Origin of the sequence: Lentilactobacillus otakiensis DSM 19908 = JCM 15040 (assembly GCF_001434145.1) — a bacterium.
In the GTDB taxonomy this organism is placed as follows: domain Bacteria; phylum Bacillota; class Bacilli; order Lactobacillales; family Lactobacillaceae; genus Lentilactobacillus; species Lentilactobacillus otakiensis.
On the sequence record NZ_AZED01000004.1, the window covers coordinates 1 to 22,850 of the forward strand.

At 42.2% G+C, this 22,850-nt stretch carries 19 protein-coding genes and 1 pseudogene; 2 read left to right on the forward strand and 18 right to left on the reverse strand.

Annotation, left to right across the window (positions count from 1 at the left end):
• Positions 1-316: 316 nt before the first annotated feature.
• From lysS to pth, 12 genes and pseudogenes are all read right to left on the reverse strand, one after another.
• On the reverse strand, positions 317-1,819 hold the full coding sequence (lysS, locus tag FD05_RS01315) for a lysine--tRNA ligase (protein WP_020281995.1): 1,503 nt from the start codon (positions 1,817-1,819) through the stop codon (positions 317-319).
• Positions 1,820-1,878: 59 nt separating this feature from the next.
• A complete protein-coding gene (dusB, locus tag FD05_RS01320) occupies positions 1,879-2,886 on the reverse strand; it encodes a tRNA dihydrouridine synthase DusB (RefSeq protein ID WP_020281994.1) in 1,008 nt (335 codons plus the stop codon).
• An 83-nt stretch (positions 2,887-2,969) separates the two neighbouring features.
• Positions 2,970-3,866, reverse strand: coding sequence for an Hsp33 family molecular chaperone HslO (gene hslO, locus FD05_RS01325; protein ID WP_020281993.1), 897 nt, complete (start codon positions 3,864-3,866; stop codon positions 2,970-2,972).
• A gap of 230 nt (positions 3,867-4,096) precedes the next feature.
• A pseudogene (gene ftsH, locus FD05_RS01330) lies at positions 4,097-6,077 on the reverse strand (ATP-dependent zinc metalloprotease FtsH); the annotation flags it as partial.
• A gap of 73 nt (positions 6,078-6,150) precedes the next feature.
• A complete protein-coding gene (gene hpt, locus FD05_RS01335; RefSeq protein WP_020281991.1) occupies positions 6,151-6,693 on the reverse strand; it encodes a hypoxanthine phosphoribosyltransferase in 543 nt (180 codons plus the stop codon).
• Positions 6,694-6,714: 21 nt separating this feature from the next.
• Complete coding sequence (gene tilS / locus FD05_RS01340; protein WP_039933316.1) at positions 6,715-8,097, reverse strand: tRNA lysidine(34) synthetase TilS; 1,383 nt, start codon at positions 8,095-8,097, stop codon at positions 6,715-6,717.
• A gap of 99 nt (positions 8,098-8,196) precedes the next feature.
• Positions 8,197-8,703: a S1 domain-containing RNA-binding protein gene (locus FD05_RS01345; protein WP_020281989.1), complete on the reverse strand. Its 507-nt coding sequence runs from the start codon at positions 8,701-8,703 to the stop codon at positions 8,197-8,199.
• A gap of 109 nt (positions 8,704-8,812) precedes the next feature.
• Entirely contained in the window at positions 8,813-9,223 is a 411-nt protein-coding gene (locus FD05_RS01350; RefSeq protein ID WP_020281988.1) for an FtsB family cell division protein, read from the reverse strand.
• A 104-nt stretch (positions 9,224-9,327) separates the two neighbouring features.
• Entirely contained in the window at positions 9,328-9,600 is a 273-nt protein-coding gene (locus FD05_RS01355) for an RNA-binding S4 domain-containing protein (RefSeq protein WP_013728347.1), read from the reverse strand.
• The gene (locus tag FD05_RS01360; RefSeq protein WP_039933314.1) at positions 9,587-11,185 is read right to left on the reverse strand and encodes an oligosaccharide flippase family protein; all 1,599 of its coding nucleotides are present in this window, start codon (positions 11,183-11,185) and stop codon (positions 9,587-9,589) included. Before FD05_RS01360 ends, FD05_RS01355 begins: the two co-directional genes overlap by 14 nt.
• Positions 11,175-14,711, reverse strand: a complete 3,537-nt coding sequence (mfd, locus tag FD05_RS01365) for a transcription-repair coupling factor (protein ID WP_020281986.1) — start codon at positions 14,709-14,711, stop codon at positions 11,175-11,177. Before mfd ends, FD05_RS01360 begins: the two co-directional genes overlap by 11 nt.
• Positions 14,712-14,726: 15 nt before the next feature.
• Positions 14,727-15,287, reverse strand: coding sequence for an aminoacyl-tRNA hydrolase (gene pth, locus FD05_RS01370; RefSeq protein ID WP_020281985.1), 561 nt, complete (start codon positions 15,285-15,287; stop codon positions 14,727-14,729).
• Between the two features lie 215 nt (positions 15,288-15,502).
• Between pth and FD05_RS01375 the strand changes: the two genes are divergently transcribed.
• Together FD05_RS01375 and cbpA are read left to right on the forward strand one after the other, a co-directional pair.
• Positions 15,503-16,459 (forward strand): L-lactate dehydrogenase, encoded by a 957-nt coding sequence (locus tag FD05_RS01375; protein WP_039933322.1) that lies wholly within the window; start codon positions 15,503-15,505, stop codon positions 16,457-16,459.
• Positions 16,460-16,685: 226 nt separating this feature from the next.
• Positions 16,686-17,330, forward strand: coding sequence for a cyclic di-AMP binding protein CbpA (gene cbpA / locus FD05_RS01380; RefSeq protein WP_020281983.1), 645 nt, complete (start codon positions 16,686-16,688; stop codon positions 17,328-17,330).
• 113 nt (positions 17,331-17,443) lie between these two features.
• Here the strand turns inward: cbpA and FD05_RS01385 are convergent, their stop codons facing one another.
• The 6 genes from FD05_RS01385 to FD05_RS01410 form a co-directional block, all read right to left on the reverse strand.
• Positions 17,444-17,818 carry a type II toxin-antitoxin system PemK/MazF family toxin gene (locus tag FD05_RS01385; protein WP_039933311.1) on the reverse strand — a complete coding sequence of 125 codons (375 nt, stop codon included), beginning with the start codon at positions 17,816-17,818 and terminating at the stop codon, positions 17,444-17,446.
• Between the two features lie 11 nt (positions 17,819-17,829).
• Positions 17,830-18,114: a hypothetical protein gene (locus tag FD05_RS01390; protein WP_020281981.1), complete on the reverse strand. Its 285-nt coding sequence runs from the start codon at positions 18,112-18,114 to the stop codon at positions 17,830-17,832.
• A 65-nt stretch (positions 18,115-18,179) separates the two neighbouring features.
• Positions 18,180-19,304 carry an alanine racemase gene (gene alr / locus FD05_RS01395; RefSeq protein ID WP_020281980.1) on the reverse strand — a complete coding sequence of 375 codons (1,125 nt, stop codon included), beginning with the start codon at positions 19,302-19,304 and terminating at the stop codon, positions 18,180-18,182.
• 3 nt (positions 19,305-19,307) lie between these two features.
• A complete protein-coding gene (acpS, locus tag FD05_RS01400) occupies positions 19,308-19,667 on the reverse strand; it encodes a holo-ACP synthase (RefSeq protein ID WP_020281979.1) in 360 nt (119 codons plus the stop codon).
• Positions 19,668-19,756: 89 nt separating this feature from the next.
• Entirely contained in the window at positions 19,757-21,283 is a 1,527-nt protein-coding gene (gene cshA / locus FD05_RS01405; protein WP_020281978.1) for a degradosome RNA helicase CshA, read from the reverse strand.
• 177 nt (positions 21,284-21,460) lie between these two features.
• Positions 21,461-22,843: a UDP-N-acetylmuramoyl-tripeptide--D-alanyl-D-alanine ligase gene (locus FD05_RS01410; RefSeq protein ID WP_020281977.1), complete on the reverse strand. Its 1,383-nt coding sequence runs from the start codon at positions 22,841-22,843 to the stop codon at positions 21,461-21,463.
• Between the last annotated feature and the right edge of the window lie 7 nt (positions 22,844-22,850).

Below are 22,850 nucleotides of genomic sequence, written 5' to 3' on the forward strand. Positions count from 1 at the left end.
TCGTTGTTGGAAGAGATGAATCATCTCTCGCGACAACTATTTAAATATACCACGCTAATGAACCTGAGTCAACAAAAACATTTTTGATTAACACGTTTTGTTGTGTACTCTGTTCGAATCAGCATATATAAATATATCTGATTATGAGACGCGCGTCAAGTGAATTCACCAAATTAATTTAGATTAAAAAACAAATTGGTCTAATCGATCATTTTGAATGCCGATTATACAAAACAAATACGAAAAATCGAGTGATTAATCTCAATTTTGACAAAAATAAAAGCAATCCAAAACTGGATTGCTTTACAAAGTATTACTAATTATTCGAATTATCTTCGGGACGCATTGTTGGGAACAAAATGACATCGCGAATTGATGGTGCATCAGTCAAAAGCATTACCATACGATCGATACCAATTCCAAGACCACCTGTTGGCGGCATACCATACTCGAGAGCCTCGATATAGTCTTCATCAATTCCTTCAGCCTCCTCATTACCAGCTTTACGCTCGGCAACTTGAGCTTCAAATCGTTGACGTTGATCAATTGGATCGTTCAATTCAGAAAATGCGTTGGCAAATTCATTGGTTAAGATATAAAGTTCAAACCGATCAGTGAACCTGGGATCATCAGGATTCTTTTTAGCTAAAGGTGAAATTTCAACTGGATGGCCATAAATAAACGTTGGTTGTTCCAGCTTAGGTTGAACCAACTCCTCAAAGAAGGCGTTAATGATATGCCCGGTCTTCCACCATGACTCATAGTGGATATGATGTTCATCCGCTAATTTCTTAGCATCATCGTCTGACATTGGCTTCCAGAAATCGATACCAGTATATTCTTTAATGGCATCTACCATGTGTTGGCGCTTAAACGGTTTATTCAAATCAACTGTATGGCCTTGATATGTGACAACATTATCATCTGTAACGGCAGCCGCACCAGCTTTAAAAATACCTTCCGTTTCATCCATGACATCATGGAAATCATAGTAGGCAACATATGATTCAAGCATTGTAAACTCAGGGTTATGACGGGTATCCATTCCTTCGTTTCTGAAGACTCGACCAATTTCGTAAACCCGTTCCAAACCACCGACGATTAAACGCTTTAAATGTAATTCCAGTGCAATTCGCAAATACAGATCGATGTTCAAAGCATTGTGGTGAGTAATAAATGGGCGTGCGTTAGCACCACCAGCAGAATTGTGCAGAACTGGGGTTTCAACTTCTTGATAATCGTTTGAGTCCAAATACTTACGAACGGCAGAAATAATCTTAGTCCGTTTGACGAAACGATCAAAACTATCTTGATTGGAAATTAAATCAAGGTAACGTTGACGGTAACGTTGTTCTTTGTCCTTCAAACCGTGAAATTTATCAGGTAATGGACGTAAAGCTTTAGATAAGAAAGTAACTGATTCTGCTCGAACAGTCAATTCACCCATATCAGTCTTGATAATTTGCCCGGAAATACCGAGGTGATCACCAATATCAGATCGTTTAAAGATATGATAAATATCATCACCCACAACATCCTTACGAACATAGATCTGAATCTTACCAGTCCGGTCCTTCAAATCCGCAAAGCCAACTTTACCTTTACCACGCTTGGCAATCATTCTACCGGCAATCGTGACTTTTTTGTCTTTGTCCATTAATTCATCTTTATCTTCATCATCAAAATCTCGATGCAATTGTTCAGCAAGATATGTACGCACAAATCGATGTCCAAATGGATCGATTCCTTCCTTGCGTAATTCGTCCATCTTTTGGCGCCGGACGATCATTTGATCATTCATTTCTTTGTCTTTGGCCACTGTGAAACCTCCTAAATGAAAATTTACTACTAATAATCATAACACAAAAAGCACCGAATTTATTGTGCTATCCGGTGCTGACGCGCTTTTCTTTGTTCATTTTTCTCGAGAAACTCATCAAAAATCTCATCCATCGCCACTTCGCCGGATGCATTGGTTAATGCAACCTTGGTTCGTGCTGAATGGGAAATACCCTTTAAATAGTAACCTGCTTGGCCGCGAAATTCATGTGAACCAACATAATCACCTTTTAATTCAACCAGACGATGCAAATGTTCTTTGGCAGTCGCAACTTTTTCTGCTGGTGTCGGTTCAGCTAACAATTCACCAGTTTCCAAGTAATGCTTTGTTTGCTTCAAAATCCAAGGATTGCCTTCAACTGCCCGACCCATCATAACGGCGTCGGTGCCAACTTCGGTAAGCATTTTTTTAGCATCTTGAGGAGTTCGAATGTCACCATTACCCATAAATGGAATGTGGATCTCATCGGCAACCTGTTTTAAAATACCCCAATCTGCGTGACCTTCATACATTTGTTTTCTAGTCCGGCCGTGCATTGCCAATGCAGAAGCACCCGCTTTTTCGGCAGCCAGTGCATTTTCAACCGCAAAAATATGATCCTTGTCCCATCCAGTTCTCATCTTAACTGTGACAGGCTTTTTAACAGCATCAGTTACGTAAGAGACCATCTCGTAGACTTTCTTGGGATCCAGCAGCCAACGAGCGCCAGCGTCAGTTTTGACCACTTTATTAACCGGACAGCCCATGTTGATATCAATGATGTCAGCGGCAGTGTTTTGATCGACAAACTTGGCAGCTTCCACTAATGTTTCTTTGGTGCCACCAAAAATTTGAATACTCATTGGATGCTCGCGAGGATCCACAAACATCATATCAAGTGTCTTTTTGTTTTTGTACATAATGCCACGATCCGAGATCATTTCACAAACCACCAAGCCGGCACCAAACTCTTTACAGATAATTCTGAAAGCAGAGTTTGTGACACCCGCCATCGGTGCGACTACAACTCGGTTGGGGATCGTTACATCTCCAATTTTCCATTCCATATTGTCACCTCAAAATTTGTTTATCATCTTGTGAAATTCCGTTTGCTATATTATCACATATTTATGAAAAGAGATAGCCAACATTATTTATGACCCTTTGCTTTAGCAACTTTAATAATCTTGGTCAGCTCTTCTTCATCGAAGTGATACTTGCTTTCACAGAAGTTACAAGTGACGTCGATTCCTTTATCCTCTTTTAACATCGTTTCCAATTGTGGTACTGGAATGCCTTCAAGGTCTCTGCCAAATTTATTTTTGGAACAGTTGCAATAAAATTCAACCGGCACGGTTTCTAAGAAATGAAGCTTCCCTTTGCCAAAGATGAGTTCCAAGATGTCTTGAGGACTTTGTTTGTCCAGAAGGAGTTCGGAAATCATTGGCATCTCTTTAATGCGCTCAATAACCTTGTTGATGGCATCATCAGTCGCATCTGGCAAAACTTGGACCAAATAGCCACCGGCAGCGCCAATGGAATTATCATCATTCACAAATACTGAGACACCAACGGCCGATGGAATCTGTTCCGACTGTGCCAGGTAATAGGTAAAATCATCGCCAATTTCACCAGAAGCCAGTGGCACGCTTCCGGTATAGGGATCTTCGCCTTCAGCAGCCCGACTCACCTCGATAAAGCCATTCACACCAACCGCTTTACCAACATCAATCTTATGGTTGGCATTTAATGGCAAGTGAATGTGCGGATTTTGGATATAGCCCTTTACGTGGCCGTTGGAATCACTATCAGCAACAATCTGCCCAACAGGTCCCTTTCCATCAATTTTGACGGTAACAGCTTCACCATTCTTTTCAACAGATTCTGCAAGCATGACTGTTCCGACTAATGTTCGCCCAAGGGCGGCCGAAGATGCACTCCATGTATCATGATCTTTTTGCGCCGTGGCAACCAATTGCTTGGCATTGACCGCATAAGCACGAAACATCCCATCAGTTGTGGTTGCTTTTACTAAATAATCATCCATATATTTACACCTCATCTAAAAATAAAAACGAGCTTAGAGATAATTCTACCCTAAACTCATTTTTAAAATATTCAACTAATTGTTATCATCATTGTCATGATTTTGATCTTTTGGTTGATCATTATTGGAAACATCATCCGGCTTCTCTGATTCATCTGACTGATCATCAGCTGAAGTGTCTCCAGTTGAAGAATCAGATTGACTATCCGAACCGTGATCCTTTTCCAATTCAGCTTGACGTTCAGCTTCCTTCCGTTCCAGTTCGCGTTTAGCTTCCTCAAAGGTTGCGGCGCGTTCACTTGGAAATTCACTCTTATCAGAACTTTCAGGCATCTTGCCGTCGTTCCAAAGTGAGAGAATTTGCTTTTCGTCAAGGGTCTCGTATTTAAGCAAAGCTTCAGCAATCAACTTATGCTTATCACGATGTTCTTCGATGATCTTCTTAGCAGTATCATGGGCTTCATTGGTTAAGCGACGAACCTCTTCATCAACTGCAGCACCAGTTTCTTGAGAATACCTTGGACCATATGTGTCCTGAGCAGGATTTTCAAGTTGAACTGGGCCAAGGCGTTTACTCATACCATACTGAGTAACCATGGCACGTGCCAAATTGGTAGCTTGTTCAAAGTCATTTGAAGCACCTGAAGATTGTGAGTCAAAGACAATTTCTTCGGCAGCACGACCACCCATCAATCCGGCAATCTGTTCCATCGCGTCTCGCTTAGACATCAATTGTTGATCTTCACGTGGCAGCATAATTGCATATCCACCAGCACGACCACGAGGAACAATGGTTACCTTGTGGACAACCCGAGCATCGTTTAAGACCAATCCAACAACTGTATGACCAGCCTCGTGATAAGCAACGGTTTCCCGTTCCTCTTTGGAAATAACTCGGTTCCGTTTGGCAGGACCGGCAATCACCCGATCTTCAGCTTCATCCAAGTCACTGGCATCAATTTGGGTCTTATTACGGCGAGCAGCAAGTAAAGCAGCTTCGTTTAATAAGTTGGCCAAATCAGCACCAACGAATCCTGGTGTCTGCTTGGCAATTTCGTGTAAATCAACGTCGTTTGCCAATGGTTTATTCTTTGAGTGAACCTTTAAAATAGCTTCACGGCCATTGATATCAGGACGTCCAACCAAGATCTTCCGGTCAAAACGACCTGGACGAGTCAAGGCAGGATCCAAAACATCGGCACGGTTGGTAGCAGCAATAACAATAACACCTTCATTACCGCTAAATCCATCCATTTCAACCAGTAACTGGTTAAGAGTCTGTTCACGTTCATCATGACCCCCACCCATTCCGGCACCACGACGGCGACCGACGGCATCAATTTCATCGATAAAGATGATGGCTGGGGCAGCCTTCTTGGCTTGATCGAACAAGTCACGAACACGGCTGGCACCAACACCAACAAACATTTCAACGAAATCTGAACCTGAAATTGAGTAGAATGGCACTCCGGCTTCACCGGCAACCGCTTTGGCAAGCAAAGTTTTACCAGTACCAGGAGGTCCCTCAAGTAAGACACCATGTGGGATGGTGGCACCTAGAGTTGTAAATTTCCTTGGATCTTTAAGAAATTCAACAACTTCGACAAGTTCTTGTTTTTCTTCCTCTTCACCAGCAACATCTGAGAAACGAACCTTATTTTGCTTACTGTCGGCTGGTTTGGCTTTGGATTTGCCAAAGCTCATCACTTTGCCATTTCCACCGCCTTGACCGCCAGCACGGCCCATCATCATGTAGAAGAACCAGACAAATAACAATAGCGGCAATACGTAAACCAACAGATTTACCCAAAAACCACTTGACTCTTCCGGTTTGGCGTTCATCTTAACATTGTTAGATTGAGCTGCCTTGGTGATTTCAGCAATTGAGGAGTTGTTCTCGAGGACAGTTGTGGTAAATTTGGTGACATTCTTGGACTGGGTTTGGTTTCCACCAATCAGACCGGACTGCACCTGAACCTTCTGACCCTGTCTATAAGTACCTGTTACCTTATAAACTCCGCCACTTGGCTGTACTGAAAAGTTTTTTACTTTGTCATCCTTCAAGTTCTTAACGAACTGACTTGATTGGATTTCTTGTGATGTGGTTTGGTTCGTATTTCCGTTAAAGAAATAGATAACCCCCATTATCAGTAGAAATATGACAATGTAAAATAGACTATTTTTAAAAAGCCCATTTCTATTCGAGTTCATCAACGTCCTCCTCAAAACTAAATATTTTCATGTTGATAGTCAAAATACTAACACACTTGACCTTTTTTGACCATTAATTGTTTGCATAAATTTCCGGCTTTAAGACACCAATGTACGGCAAATTACGGTACCTCTCATCATAATCCAGGCCATAGCCGACCACAAATTCATTTGGAACCTTGAAACCAATGAAGTCTGACGACACTTTAACGGTTCTCCCAGCAGGTTTATCCAACAGCGTACAAACCTTAATTGAACTTGCACCGCGATTGGCAAACGTATCAAGGAGAAACTTCAGGGTCTGACCGGTATCCACGATATCTTCAACGATCAGCACATCCCGACCGGAGATGTCAGTGTTAATATCCTGCAATAATTCAACGGTTCCGGAAGATTGAGTCGCACCATGATAGCTGGAAACATCGATGAAATCGATCTGCATGTAAGTATCCACTGCACGGACAATGTCAGTCATAAAGAAGATAGCGCCTTTCAACACACCTACAACAACTGGCGTCTTACCGGCATATGTTTTGGAAATGTCTTTACCCAGACGTTGACACGCAGCCTCAATTTCTTCCTTGCTATAAAGTACTTTTAAGATGTCGTTATTCATCACAAATTCCTTTTCTTTTTATTATTTCTGCTTTGATTCAACTAAATAATAAGGCTTTCGATGCCGCTTCATTTGAGGAACCACTGCATTTTTTATTCCTAAAACCGACAGGACGGTGTTGTTGGCAGTGACAAGTACCTGTGTCAACTCACGTTGTGAATCTGGAATTTTGGCATTGATGAGCACCCGATTAACCTTTTGATGTTTCCCCTGTCCAATTGGTAAACGGTCACCAGGAGCGATTGAACGGACCTGTAATGGAAAATCCTCAGCACTTAGATAAAGCATGGCTACCTTGCCATTGTGTTGAAAAGGATTCTCAGAAAAAACACCAAAATTAATCGGTTGATCCAGTGAATACCATCTGTCTAATATTACCATAAAAGCTGATCTTTTTTCAGACTTACCAAGGAATTTTTGTGGATCCTTACAAATTATTAGTAATTCATATTGACGTTGAACCTGCCAACCATCTTCGAGATCCAGTTTGGCTTGCGGCCTATCTGATTGACTAACTAGTCGAGTGATTGAACTCAGCTGTTCGTTCGAAACATTGGGAACATGCAGATGATGCTCAATGACTCGCTGAATGACGAGCTTCACAATATTTTCTGGATAATGAATTAAAATTCGGTTATCGATTTGGGCTACCTGCTCGCTTGTGGAATTAACTGCCTTAGCAACAATCGGGTCAAGCAATCTATTCAGCGCATTTAAAGTGTCTGCTAATTGCGTCGTATAACTCAAAACATGAGGCAACAATCGCGGATTTTCAGCCTTTAAAAGTGGGATCACCTCGTGGCGCACCCGGTTTCGCTGAACAGTCAATTCATGATTGGTGGCGTCTTCGTACCATTTAATTTGATGTGTTTCAGCAAAAGCCTGCAATTGCTGTTTGCTAAAACTGAGTAACGGTCGAATCATGGTGCCACCGGCAAAAGGTCGCTCAGCTTGGATCCCCGTTAGAGAGGATAGCTGACCGCCACGAACCAATTTCATAATGACTGTCTCTACAAGATCATCCCCATGATGAGCTGTCAACAAATAGTTGGCGCCAGTTCGGTGAAGCACTGACTGAAAAAAAGCGTACCGAAAGGCTCTGGCGGCCGCTTCGATGCCAGTCTTTGGATGTGAGGCTAACGGCCAAACCGTTTGTTCCAACTGGAGCTGATGAGAAGCGCAGTAATCATTGATATAACTGGTTTCAACATCACTCTGATCCCGAAGCTGATGATCGACATAGGCAACAATGATTTTTGGACGACTATCAGCCGGTAAATGCAATAATAAATGCAGGAGTGTCATTGAATCGACCCCTGTAGAAACTGCCACGACCACCTGATCGGTGGCTGTCCACCAGTTGGCGTGCTTAATAATCAAATTGAATTGTGCTTGTAAGTTCACAACTGCCTCCGTCGATCATTTGTTCATAGAAATAAACGTGGCCGGCAGCAAATAATTGCCCCCAGCCACTAAAATATTATTTAGAAATATCTAATCAATTTAACTTCGACGACCGCCACGACCGCCACGCTTACCTTCCGTATTTTTACGGAGGGTTGATAAGCGGTCTTCACTTTCTTTCAAAAATCCTGACATCATATCATCAAAACTTTCTTCGTGATTATTGGAGTGACTATTCCGACCTGTATTGCCACCACGTGAATGATAGCTGTGGTTCTCATGACTGCCATGATTTTCGTGACCTTCATGGTTATTCTCGTGAAAATTTCTGTGGGAATGATTTTCGTTTTTGGACGCTTCATGGTCATGGTTATCAGAAGCTTTGCGAATGGAAAGACTGATCTTGTTATTGCCCTCAATCTTGAGAACTTTAACAGTCACGTCATCGCCAACCTTCAAAACATCATGAATATCCTTAACAAATCCGTCAGAAACTTCGCTGATATGAACCAAACCGGTTCGATGATCACCTAAATCAATAAATGCACCAAAATTCGTAATTCCGGAAACTTTACCGTTAACTTTTTCTCCAACTTCAATTGCCATCTAAAAAAATGTTCCTCCCAATGTAATAGTGTAACCAGTATATCATATTTTATTTTGAACCGACTAGTGATTGTCAAAATAAAACCAGTGATGAATTTCATCACTGGTTTTATTTTACATCATAATCATTAACATCTTTAGGTGCTTTGTTTGGAAAACTATAAACTGTTTCACCAGGCTTCGTATAGTAGTATCGATCACGAATGATTTGCTCAACATAACTTTTATCATTCAATTGTGACACCTGGGCTTTAAGCTGCTTATTGGCAACTTTTTGTTGTTTCAAATCCTTTTGCTCACGCGCAATCTGGACGTGAACATCAGCATAATTGACTTTTGCGCGAACAATTTGAATCAGGAAAATTGACGCAAAAAACAGGAAAATGGCACCAATAACTAAGGCCCGCTTTTTTCGTCGATTGGACAAAACCGCAGTGACCTTTGAATTATTCAGTTCAATTTCTCGGCGACGAGTAAAATCGTTGTCGAGCTTTTTAACTTTCCCGCTTTGCTGCCTCATGCTAAATCCCCCGATCATTCGCACGTTCTAGATAAATTATACCAATTTATGAGCATTTGTCTAGACGATTCCTAATGTTTTCAGGATTTTTGTGAAAAATTTACCTATTCATTACGAAAGTCGCGTTCATAGTCTTCGGAAGTGATTTCATACATTCGTTCTGCGTCGTCTTTCTTAGTTGTATCTAATAACTCCTTGACCAAAATTGTCAGCGTCTTATTACCAAATTTAATGACGACTTCATCATTTGGTTTAACTTCGGTTGATGATTTAGCAGCCCGACCATTGATAAAGATCCGACCTTTGTCGGCAATTTCCTTAGCGACTGAGCGACGTTTAATAATTCTGGAAACTTTCAAAAATTTATCTATTCTCATGAGTGGTTACTCCTTTAATTTTTAAGAATTTGCCGACCATTGGAATCGCCAACCATTCTCGGATTGTGAAGACTTTGAGCACGACACAACCACCAAAGAACATTACGACACCCAACGGTATGGCGACACCAGCAACAATGAGCGCTTCAATTCTGGGATTAATTGTTAAATCGAGCATACTCATCCCCAGAACGATCAGCTCAACGACAATCAGCATAGCGATCAAAACAATCACAAGTTTGCTGACTTGTTTGAACGAAATCAGTTGAGCCAACTCTTTTCTACTCAACACGTTCATTAACACCACCATTACCACTAAGCTTAACAGGGTTGCTGTACTAGCACCAATAATTCCCATCAAACTGACAAACCAGTGATTGACAAGGATCTTGAACAGAAAGCCCGCAATGATGGCAATCATCGTTTTTAAATAATTGTCTTTGCTCTGGAGAATCACGTTATAAGTCATCAAGATACTGGTTAAAATGATGCTAAAACAGTAAAGACTGATGGTTAGATTCAACTCCGACGAAGCAAACAGCAGTCGGTTGATTTGTGGCATAAGTCCAAATAAACCAACACTCATGGCCAGCGAGATTGCTAAATTGGTTCTGAGGTTAGTCGCGGCAACATGTCGAAATGTCACATCTTGATGATGTTTATTTGCTAATACCAAACCGGGCAACACAGCGGTTGCCGATGCGATGCTCAGTACTTGACCAAGTTGGACCAAGGTTTGCGAACGATCGTAAATTCCTTTGATGTTTTGGGCTTCAGACAGTGAATAGCCAAATGATTGAAGCCCAGCGACAACTGAAAATGAATCCGCCAACTGAAGTAACAGCATGACAGCGGAAACCAGGCAAAGCGTTCCACCTTCTAAAAGGATCCGTTTAATCAATAACCGATTCTGAATAGTGGATTGATGTCTTCGCCAATTAACTGGGAACGAATGGCGTCTAACCCAGATCATCACAAACAGCAAGGCACAAAAGCCTGCAATTGGTGCCGAGAGCATTGCCAGCTGACCCATTTTATAAGGGCTGGCAACTGATTTGACTGCCCAATACCCCACTAAGAGAATCGTTGACACCCGAACGACCTGCTCAATGACTTGAGAATAGGCAGTTGGTCGCATTTCCATTTTACCCTGAAAATAACCACGCCAAGTCGACAGAAATGGAATGAACAAAAACATCCAGCTGACGGATTGAATCACCGGTGCTAATTTGGGATCGTCCATTTTAAGTGCAATGAGGCCAGCCGCAAATTGTAATATGCAAAAAACAGTTAGGCAGACCACAATTAAAATGTTTTGGATTTTCATTGCCAAGGCAACTCTATCTCTGGAATCCTTCGTGTCGACAACTAATTTAGAAATAAAAACTGGGAGTCCGGTCAATGCAAAGGTCATCCCAATGCCATAGATCGGATATATCTGTTGATAGACATAAAAGCCGATGTTGCCAACCATATTCTGAAAAGGAATCCGGTAAACGGCACTCAAAAGTTTCGCAACAAACGATGCGATCGTTAAAAGTAATGTTCCTCTCAGTACCTGTTGTCTTCTCGAACTATTTTTCATGAGGCTTAACCTTACCGCCCGCTCGATGTTTGTGCCGGGTTTCTGATAGTTGCTTGACTAATGCAATCAGCCCATCTAACCACTTACTCATGTTAGGTTGGACTGTCAACTGAATTTGATATTTGTCATTTTCCGTATTGATAGTTGCCCGAAACTTGGTCTGTGCGATTGCTTCTAATAATTCTTTACTAGAAAACTCAGTGCCTGCTCGGGCCGAAAATGTGATGATAATTTTGGGCTGATCCTGATGGATTTTATCAACCAGCGCATAATCTGAAAACATCTTTAATTGAGAAATTTTCAACAAATTGGCAACCGGCTCTCCGTAATCACCAAAGCGATCAATCAAATCATCCTCAACTTCGTGAAGCTGATCCTCATTTTCGATTTGTCGAATCCGTTTATACAATTCGATTTTCTGTTGATTGTCTTGAATATAATCGCTTGGCAGGTATGCCTCCAAGTCGAGTTCGATAGTTGAATCAGTCCGGAATTCAAAGTCCTTGCCGCGTTTCTTGGCAACTGCATCGGATAACATTTGTGTATACAAATCATATCCAACTGAATCAACGAACCCATGTTGCTGCTTTCCGAGTAGATTTCCAGCACCCCGGATAGACAAGTCTCGCATAGCAATTTTAAAGCCGGAACCGAGTTCGGTGAAATCACGGATTGCTTCCAATCGTTTTTCGCCGATTTCAGTGAGAACTTTATTTGGCTTATACATAAAGTAGGCGTAGGCAACTCGACTGCTCCGGCCAATCCGGCCTCTCAATTGATAGAGTTGAGAAAGTCCCATGCGATCAGCATTTTCTACAAACAACGTGTTGACATTAGGAATATCCACCCCAGTTTCAATGATTGTGGTGGTCACCAAGACGTCGTATTCACCGTTAATGAAATCGTATAAAATATCTTCCATTTGGTTTTCTGACATCTGGCCATGAATGTAACCCACCCTGGCTTCAGGCACCAAAGCACTAATTTGTTCAACGGTTTTTTCAATATCAGATACTCGATTATGAAGGTAAAAGACCTGGCCGCCCCGCGACATTTCTCGTTCAATTGCTTCACGAATTGTCCCGGCATTTTGTTCAATGACATAAGTCTGGATCGGATATCGATTAGAAGGTGGCGTCTCGATCACAGAAAGATCCCGGACCCCCATCATGGACATGTTCAGGGTTCGGGGAATTGGGGTCGCCGTCAGTGTCAAAACATCCACATCCGATCGCATTTCCTTAATCCGTTCCTTATGCTTCACACCAAATCGCTGCTCCTCATCGATAATCAGGAGTCCCAAATCATTAAATTTAACATCTTTAGACAACAAACGGTGGGTGCCCACAACCACATCCACTTTTCCATCCTTCAGCCCCTGCAAAGTTTCCTTGACCTGTTTGGCCGTCTGGAACCGCGAAAGGACCCGCACGGTAATCGGGTAATCTCGGAATCGGTCCAACATCGTTTCGTAATGTTGCTGTGCCAAAATAGTTGTAGGTACCAAGAATGCGACCTGCTTGCCGACCTCAATTGCTTTAAACGCAGCTCGGAGCGCCACTTCGGTCTTACCGTAACCAACATCTCCAACCAACAATCGATCCATTGGGTGCTGTGTCTCCATATCACGTTTGATCTCAGTCGCACTTCGGAGTTGGTCAGGCGTTTCACTGTATGGAAAAGCGGCTTCAAATTCCGCCTGCAAGGAGTCATCTTCCGGATAGGCATAGCCCTTTTCGGCACTCCTTTTGGCATACAAATCAATCAACTCATCAGCTATATCTTCGATTTTTGAAGCAACTTTGGCCTTGGTTTTGGCCCATTCGCTGCCGCCCAGCTTGTTAATCCGTGGATGTTTATCTTCAGAAGAGACATATTTTTGAATTAAATTCAGCTGGGTAACTGGAATAAATAATTTGGCATTGTCTTTATAAGAAATCGTCAAATAATCCTGGTGCTTGCCATCAACTTCCATGGTCTTCATGCCTTCGTAACGGCCAATTCCATGGTTGACGTGGACAACATAATCGCCCGGCTTTAAGTCGGTATAACTCTTAATTCTTTCTGCATTGTTAAATGTCGTTTGACGAGGCCGCTTTTTGGAAACGGTCCCAAACATTTCTTTTTCCGTAATGATCACAAAGTTGGCTAATGGCATTTCAAATCCATTATCCAAATTGCTTGAGATCAGCTGCACCTCATGGGCCATCAAATGATCTTTATCCGTTTGAGTCGCGGTGATCTCAAAGTCATTCAATGTCTGAGCGACCTTTGTGAGTCGTTTCTCATCATGAACCATGATAATGATAGCTTGTTTCATCTTTTGCCAACGCAATACTTCCGTTCGCAGCATTGGCATCTGACTGAAGAACTGCTGCATCGGCCGCACGGTAATGTCTACGATCGCATCCAACCGCATCCGCCCCATCCCTTTTTGAAAGAGTGACAGAATCAACGTTGCGTGCTTATTGGCAGTAAAAGCTTTCTTAAAGTCATTGGTATAAGTTGTCGATTTTAAAACTTCATAATGCTTAATCTTGTCATTCAACCATTCCCCATCGTCGCTTTCCAACTGTCTCGCGGTATCGGTAATCCGAGAATAGTCGTCAAAAATGACAACTCCGTTATCCCCCAGGTAATCAAGTAGGGAATACTGCTTGTCATAAATCATATCCGCAAATAACAGCCATCGTGGATCACTTAAACCGTTTTGCAAATCCATAATTTGCGGTTCAAGATTTCCCTGAAGTTTTTTGGCGGCCTTACCGTCCAATTTACTTTGCTCAGCAATGAGCCGCTTAGATAGTTGTTTAGCCACGGTTTGTCGCTGTTCGTCATTCATTAATAAGTCCGTAGCCGGCAACACAGTGATGTCTTTGATATTCTTGATACTCCGCTGATTGGAGACATCAAAAGTCCGCATAGAATCGACATCAGTATCAAAAAAGTCGATTCGAACCGGATCTTGGTGGTTCAGCGGAAAAATGTCCAAAATAGATCCCCGGATTGAAAAATCTCCGGGGGCTGCAACCATTTTTTGAAAAACATAACCCATTTGGTGTAATTGCAGCTTCAATTTTTCCAAGTCATAGGTCCCATCCATTTTGAGGGTTAGCTTAGCTTCTTGGAACTGTTGTTTATCCGGCACCAATCTTCTAATTCCCGAAACAGACGTGACAATGACTGCCGGTTCCCCACTGGCCAGCTTATTCAACGCTAATACCCGCTGAGCCTTGTACTCAGGCGAACTGGTTGCCAATTCAGCAGCACCCATTTCTTCTACTGGGAACTCAAACAATTGATCATCATCGAGTAAGTTCGCCAAATCGTTCACCAACTGGTCAGCATGAAATAACGAGTCAACTACTACAACGGTTGGTCGGTCAGTGGAATGGATTAAATTGTCGATCAGTAAAGTCCGAGCGGAACCGCCAATGCCAGTCACCAATTGACGGGTGCTCGGCTTGAGGTTTGAAACCAACTCAGCATATTGAGGGATTGTTGTCAGTAATTGATCTAACTTCAAGATTGTATCCTTTCGTTAATTGTACTGGTTTTCCAAATCTGGGATCGACATGCCATCGATCCAATCATCCAAAGCATTAACGGCGTGATCGGCAGCTTGTTTGAATACCGGCGTTTGATCTTTACTAAACCGGCCCAAAACGTAGTTCACCACTGTATTGCCGTGATCCGGATGGTCGATGCCGACTCGAATTCGATCAAAATTTTCGGTGCCGACACTGGCAATAATGCTCTTAATCCCGTTGTGGCCGCCAGCAGACCCCTTGTCCTTAATTCGAATCTTGCCAACTGGTAAATCCATATCATCATGAACGATAATGATGTCTTCAACTGGAATATCAAAATAGTCCATCAAAGGTCGAACTGCCATTCCCGAATCATTCATAAAAGTGGTTGGTTCAACAACCATCACTTTGGTATTATTCACGAAACCAGAACCATATTTTGCATTCATTTTCCGTGTCTTAATTGAGATGTCGTGGCTTTTGGCAAATTGTTCAACTACCATAAACCCGGTATTATGTCTGGTACCATCATATTGTGGTCCAATGTTTCCTAATCCAACGATCATTTTCATTATCTAAAGTCATCCTCACGTTTCTTCCAACACAAAATGCTGAACAAAGACTGTTCAGCTGTCGAAAAATTAATTAACATAAAGATTATATCATATCCACCAAGCTCCCTCGCCATTGAAAACCCCGAAAATAAAAGATGTTTATTCGTGAAGGCGCATTCAAGTCCATGCTATAATCGATATGGTTCCAAGAGGAATACATTAATATTTTGGAGATGATTTTTTTGACTTTACAACGCCAAAAAGTAGCTTTAATCGGTGACGGTGCCGTTGGTTCATCATATGCATACGCTATGATGCAACAAGGTCTCGCTGAAGAGTTTGTGATTGTCGATGTAATTAAAGAACGAACTGAGGGAGATGCACTTGACCTCGAAGATGCACAAGCATTCACCTCCCCAAAGCACGTATATTCAGGTGACTACAAGGATTGTGCAGACGCAGATCTTGCAGTGATCACTGCTGGTGCACCGCAAAAGCCTGGCGAAACTCGTTTGGACTTGGTTAACAAGAACCTGAAGATTATGAAATCAATCATTGATCCTTTGGTTGGTTCAGGTTTCAAGGGCGTTATCGTAGTTGCTGCCAACCCAGTTGACATTTTAACGTACGCAGCTCAGAAGTTCTCAGGCTTCCCAAAGAACCGTGTCTTTGGAAGCGGAACCTCATTGGATACATCAAGACTCCAAGTTGCCTTGGGCAAGAAATTACAACTCAACCCACAATCAATTAGCGCATACATCTTAGGCGAGCATGGTGATTCTGAATTTGCAGCCTACTCCGCAGCCACAGTTGGCGGCCGTCCATTCTTGGATGTCGCCAAAGAAGCTGGTTTATCAATGGATGACTTGAAAGAAATTGAGGATCAGGTTCGCCACAAGGCATACGAAATTATCAATCGAAAAGGCGCCACATTTTATGGTGTTGCAACTTGCTTGATGAGAATTTCAAAAGCAATCTTGCGTGATGAAAATACAATCTTACCTGTTGGTGCCCCAATGGATGGTGAATATGGCCTGCACGATGTTTACATTGGCTCACCAGCTGTTGTCAACGCATCAGGAATACAAAAAGTTGTCGAAGTTCCACTTAGCACTGATGAAGCTGCCGCAATGAAGGCTTCTGCCGAAACATTGCAGAAGACAACTGCAGATGGCATGGCTGAACTTTAATAATTGAATTAGATCAACGGAGTCATGGACAGAAAACTGTTCATGGCTTTCGTTGTCTAAAAGTGTTTTACGCCCCATTGAGTGAACTTGTCGCTTTTTGCACAATTTTCAAACAATCATTCTAATTTATTTAGATATTAATGAGAACAATTCAAGTTTTAATGTTCTTTTCTAAATTTGGCTATGTTATTATAGGTGTATACAGGTTAAGTTGGAGGAATTAAACATGCTATTAAAAACATTAGTAAAGCCTAAGGAACGACTGGTTACCGTTAAAGAAGACGCAACCTTGGAAGAGGCTTTACAGACTTTGGAAGATTCTGGTTATCGTTGTGTCCCAATTTTGGACGAAACTGGTAAGATTTTCCGTGGAAACATCTATAAGATGCATATTTATCGTCATAAATCACGTGGCGGGGATATGTCCCTCCCTGTTACCACGCTCCTGAAGAATGCCACCAAGTTTATTAACGTAAACTCAGCCTTCTTTCAGGTATTCTTCTCAATCAAGGATTTGCCTTACATTGCCGTTTTGGATGAACGTAACAACTTCTATGGTATTTTGACCCACACCCGTTTGCTGGATATGCTCTCACAATCTTGGAATGTGAATATCGGCAGTTATGTATTAACCGTTGTTGCAAGTGGTGAACGTGGGGATCTTGAAGAAATTGCCAAAATCATTACCAAGTACACCAGCATTGCCAGCGTTATTTCACTGGATGCACAAGAAGGCGAACTGGTTCACCGGATTATGTTCACTCTTCCAGCCGAAGTTGATCAGGACCGCTTAAACAGAATCATCGCGGCACTTGAACGAAAAGAATTCAGAGTGCCAGAAGTTGAGAACTTACAAGAAGAAAAGAACTAATTTGACTTGAATAATGATACAAAAACGACCATCTCATATGAGATGGTCGTTTTGTTAAACTTGATCTTTAATTTATCTTAGCGTTGTGATGTTTTATGTATTGCGGTCCGTCACTAGCCTTTAGCTAATCCCAAGCTTATCTTTATTGCTTTATCGACCTTGTTCATAATAGAATTATCGAGGTGTGTCACCTTATCTTTGAGTCGCTGCTTATCAATGGTTCTGATCTGCTCTAGTAAAATAACCGAATCTCGTTCTATTCCGTCCCCAGCTAAAATTCCAACATGTGTCGGCATCTTAGGTTTGGAAATTCTGGCGGTAATCGCGGCAACAATGACGGTTGGACTGTAATGATTGCCAATGTCGTTTTGGACAATCAAAACCGGTCGCATTCCGCCCTGCTCGGAACCGATAACTGGTGATAGATCAGCATAAAAAATGTCTCCACGTTTAAAAATAACGTCAGTCACCCTCATACCTCCCATCATCGTAACTTACATTACTGTAAATTCCGTAATCTTTGACGATATTGAGTCAAATGGATATCAGCGTCTTCTTCACAGCAAGAAAAGTCCTTACTGATCTCACGGTTCAAACTACCCATTTCACGGTATCCCTTCATTAATCCATCAATAACTTTGGGATCATCAAAAAAGTAGTTGATTGCAATCTCAACCGCTGCACTTTCGGATATTCCAACCGTTGCACTGAATTGTTCCAACCGGTCTGCAATTTGATCGTTGATCATAACTGAAAAATGCTTTGAATTAGTTGCTTTTTCCATTACTCTATTCCCCTATATGTTCCAGATTACTGTACTGTCTAATATAACATGAAACCATGGAAAAATCATAAATATTTTCGTCGAATCCGTGAACTGAAACCACAAATAACCTCATAACTGATTGTGTGAAGATAATCAGCAACATCATCAGCCGTGATTTCCGCATCACCAGACTTGCCGATAATCGTAACCATTGTCCCATATGGGTATTGGTGCGGCAGGCGGATCATGAACTGATCCATACAAACGCGCCCGACAATCGGACATGGCTGGCCATCAACCAACACAGAGAATCCTTGCATTGCCCGAGGAACACCATCTGCATAGCCAACCGGCACCGTTCCAATCCATTGATCACTATCAGTGGTATAGGTTGCCCCATAGCCAATTGAATGACCCTTTTTCACGAGCTTGGCAAAATCAATTTCAGTTGTAAATGATAATGCCGGCTGCAATTGATATGGCAAATCAGTGATTTCACGACCAGATGGATTCAACCCATAAGCTGAAATTCCAAACCGAATCATATTGCCGCCACACACCTTGTGCCACAAACTGGTGGCAGAATTAGCAACGTGCACATATCTTGGCCGTTGGTCGACGACGGCCATAAAGTTCTGAAAGTTTTGATATTGTAATTTGAAGTAAGTATCGTCAGGGCTATCTGCAGTCGCAAAATGGGTAAAGATACCTTCAAACAATAGACTGTCGTCATTGGCTTCTAAAATGCCGAGCGCGTTTTTAAGCTCGTCTGGGGTTTGAAAACCAATTCTCCCCATCCCGGTGTCTAAAGCTAAATGAACGTTCAAGTGGCCTGTAAAATGACTATCCTCGAGCAATTTAGCGGCTCGCTTTAGCCAATCTGTTGAACCCACTGTTAATGAAACTTTTTCAGAAGCAGCCAATGAAGCGAACTCTGGATCGGTAATTCCAAGGACCAGAATCGGTTCAGTGATCCCAGCTTGGCGTAATTGTAGCGCTTCGTCTAGGATAGCCACACAAAAACCAGTGGCCCCGGCTTTTTCGGCAACTCGAGCAACTTGAACGGCACCATGCCCATAGCCGTCAGCCTTGACAACTTGAAATAATTCAGTCCCTGGATCCAAACGTTCTTTCGCGTGGTGAATGTTGGCATAAATCGCCTGTAGATTAATCTTTAACTGCGCATTTCGTAAATTTCCGACTGTCATTATCTAACCCCGCTTCTCTAAAATTACTTGGGTAACAACAATATCATCGGTATGAGAAATCGACACAAATGCGTTCCCATCAAATGGCTGCTTCGAAAAGATTGGCTTGCCGGCTTCATTATTCACAATACATAGATCATGGAATCGGACCTGTGAGCCTAAGCCTGAACCAAAAGCCTTCGAGTAAGCTTCCTTAGCTGAAAATCGGCCAGCAATATATTCATACTTGCGTTTGTCAGACAGCTCATCCAGCTGTTTAATTTCATCAACTGTCAAAACTCGTTGCGTAAAATGCTTATTACGTTCAACGGCAGCTACAACTCTTCGAATATCTGTAACATCAATTCCTATTCCTGCAATCATTTAAAGATCCCTCGCAAACCAAAAAGATAGAATAATTTTACCATAAAATAAAAAGGATTGTGCTATTACAGCACAATCCTAAATGTTAATTAACTATTTTTAATTGTAAAACGGCGTTTCTTACCATTACCTGATGAATGCTTTTCTGAATGCTTGTGGTCCTTATTACCTTCATAATGGCCACGGTTTCTACCAGAGTTGTTACGGTCACCGTTCCGATGACTCTTTGAACCCTTGTAATGTCCACCATGTCCACCGCCACGACGGTCGTTACGATGACCACCACCATGTCCATGACCATGACGAGATAATGGGCGTTCTGGGGTAATCTTAACCTTAACGTTATCGCGGGTAACATCATTCAGTAATGCAGCAACCAAATCAGTTGCTTCATACTCATCCAACAACTTGTCTGCCATCTTCTCAAACTTATCAGTATTTGTCTTCTTAATTAAGTCGGCAATGTCTGATTCAGCTGAATTCAATTGGCCAACAAAGGCTTCTTGAACTGTAGGTGGCTTCAAAGGCAGCATACGCACCTTGGTTAATTTTTCGATTTCTCGAAGATAATCCATTTCGTTAGGGGTCGCAAAGGTGATTGAAACACCATGCTTACCGGCACGGCCGGTACGACCAACACGATGGACGTAACCATCAGGATCTTGAGGAATATCGTAATTATAAACATGGGTAACACCTGAAATATCAATTCCACGGGCAGCCACATCAGTTGCAACCAAGATATCAATCTTGGCAGCCTTGAATTCCTGCATAATCTGAGTACGACGAGCTTGAGTTAAGTCCCCATGAAGACCGGCAGCCTTGTAACCACGAGCTTGTAAGCCTTTGGCAACTTCATCAACCCGGCGCTTAGTCCGACAGAAAACAATCGTTACTTCAGGATCTTGAACATCGAAGAAACGAGTCATCGTATCAAACTTTTCGTATTCTTTAACTCTTACATAATACTGATCAATTAAGTCAGTTGTTAATTCTTTAGCTTTAATCGTCACTTGATGAGGGTCTCTCATAAATTGAACCCCAACGCGCTTGATTTGAGCTGGCATTGTTGCTGAGAAGAGCAGTGTCTGACGATCTTTAGGGGTTTGTTTGATGATATCTTCAATATCGTCAAGGAATCCCATGTTCAACATCTCATCTGCTTCATCTAAAACTAATGTCTTAACGTGCTCTAACTTTAAAGTATGGCGTCTAATATGATCAAGAATCCGGCCAGGAGTTCCAACCACAATCTGTGGATGACCCTTTAAAGCGTTGATTTGACGGCGAATATCTGCACCACCATAAACAACTTGAACCTTGGCTTTTTCATCTTTTCCTAATCGATAGATTTCTTCTTGTGTCTGGATTGCCAGCTCTCGAGTTGGTGAAATGATGAGGGCTTGGACATTCGGGTTGTCAAAATCAATGTTTTGCAAGATTGGCAAACCAAATGCGGCAGTTTTTCCAGTTCCAGTTTGAGCTTGACCGATAACATCCTCACCTTTAAGAACCATTGGGATGGTTTCGGCCTGGATTGGCGTAGCTTCTTCAAACCCACTGTTATTAATCGCAGTTAATAAGTGGTCTGATAATCCTAATTCACTAAACTTCAAATATGTTTCCTCCTAAATTGAAACAATCAAGGTTCCGCAGTCAACTAAGGAAAAATCCGTTTCCCGGAACGCGTTGGCCACTTGACCTACAATCATTTATTACAAAATAACCTTTTTAGTTTACACCGTCACATAACATTAAGCAAGCTAAACAGATCAACTCATGACCGATAAGTTTTACTTTGTTAATGTGGCAACAACATTTTCCAAATGAAGACCGTGACTAGCCTTCAACATGACTTCATCGCTTGCAGACAGCGTGGCTTCAATGTCCGCTGCCAGTTGATCAAGTTGATCGGCCTGATAATAGTGCAGATTTTCAGGCGCATAAATTGGTTTGAGCTTCTCATATAAAGCTGACATGTCACTCCCAATCAAGTAAACAACGGGAATTGATGCCGGATCCAACGCCTCTGCCAAAGATGCATGCATCGCTTTGGACTGATCCCCAAGCTCAAGCATGTCGCCTAATACAGCAATCCGTCGGCCTTTGGTTTCAGTGTTCTTAAACGCTGTGAGAACTTCTTTGGCGGCGGTTGGATTGGAATTATATACATCGCTTAAAATTCGCTCACCCTTGGATCCTGTCAGCCACTCGGTGCGATTCTTTGTCAAATCAAATTTTGCCAACTTTTTAGCCATAATTTCTGGATGGATTTGAAAAATTCGCCCGACTGAGATGGCGGCCAACGCGTTATTCACGTTGTAATCACCAATCATTGGAATTTTGAAGTCGATGTCCGGCCAGAGATTGACGTGAAATTCAGTGCTGTACTGGCCATCTTTTGAGTCCGTTGCAAAGACGTCATTAGCCGATTTCCGTCCAAATGTTGACTTGATCACATCGACACTTTTAGCCCGTTCGTTCAACAATGGTTCATCCCCATCATAAACGAAGAAACCATCTGCCTTGAGTCCATGGGTAATCTCCATCTTGGCATCGGCAATTTTATCCCGTGTGCCGAAAAATTCAATGTGAGCTTCACCAATCATCGTGATGACTGCTACATCTGGTTGAGCTAACTTGGACATAAAGTCAAGTTGCCCTGGACGGTCCATTCCCATCTCAGCAACCAAGAATTCAGTATTGGATTCCATTTGTAAAATGGTATAGGGAAGCCCGATTTCATTGTTAAAATTATCATGGGTTTTGGTCACATGAAAGGTACTGGAAAGAATGGCAGCAACCATATCCTTGGTGGTTGTTTTGCCATTACTCCCAGTGATCGCAATCACCCGTGGATTAATCTTATCAAGGTAATATTTGCTAAGGGCTTGAAACGCCTTCAAGGTGTCATCAACCACAAGGGCCGGAATCTTCAATGGTAATCGATCCGCGTGATCCTTGGCCCACAGAGTGGCGGCTGCACCACCTGCAACGGCGTTATCAATGTAATCGTGACCGTCATGTTCGGCAGTCAACGGAATGAACAGCTGACCCGGCTGCATTTTTCGAGTGTCAAAACACACGCCTGTTACTGGCTTTTTGAGCAATGCTTCATCGAAATTATCAGTGTTGGCCTGAATTGCCTTGGCAATCTCGCCAATCGTCATTTTCATTATTTAG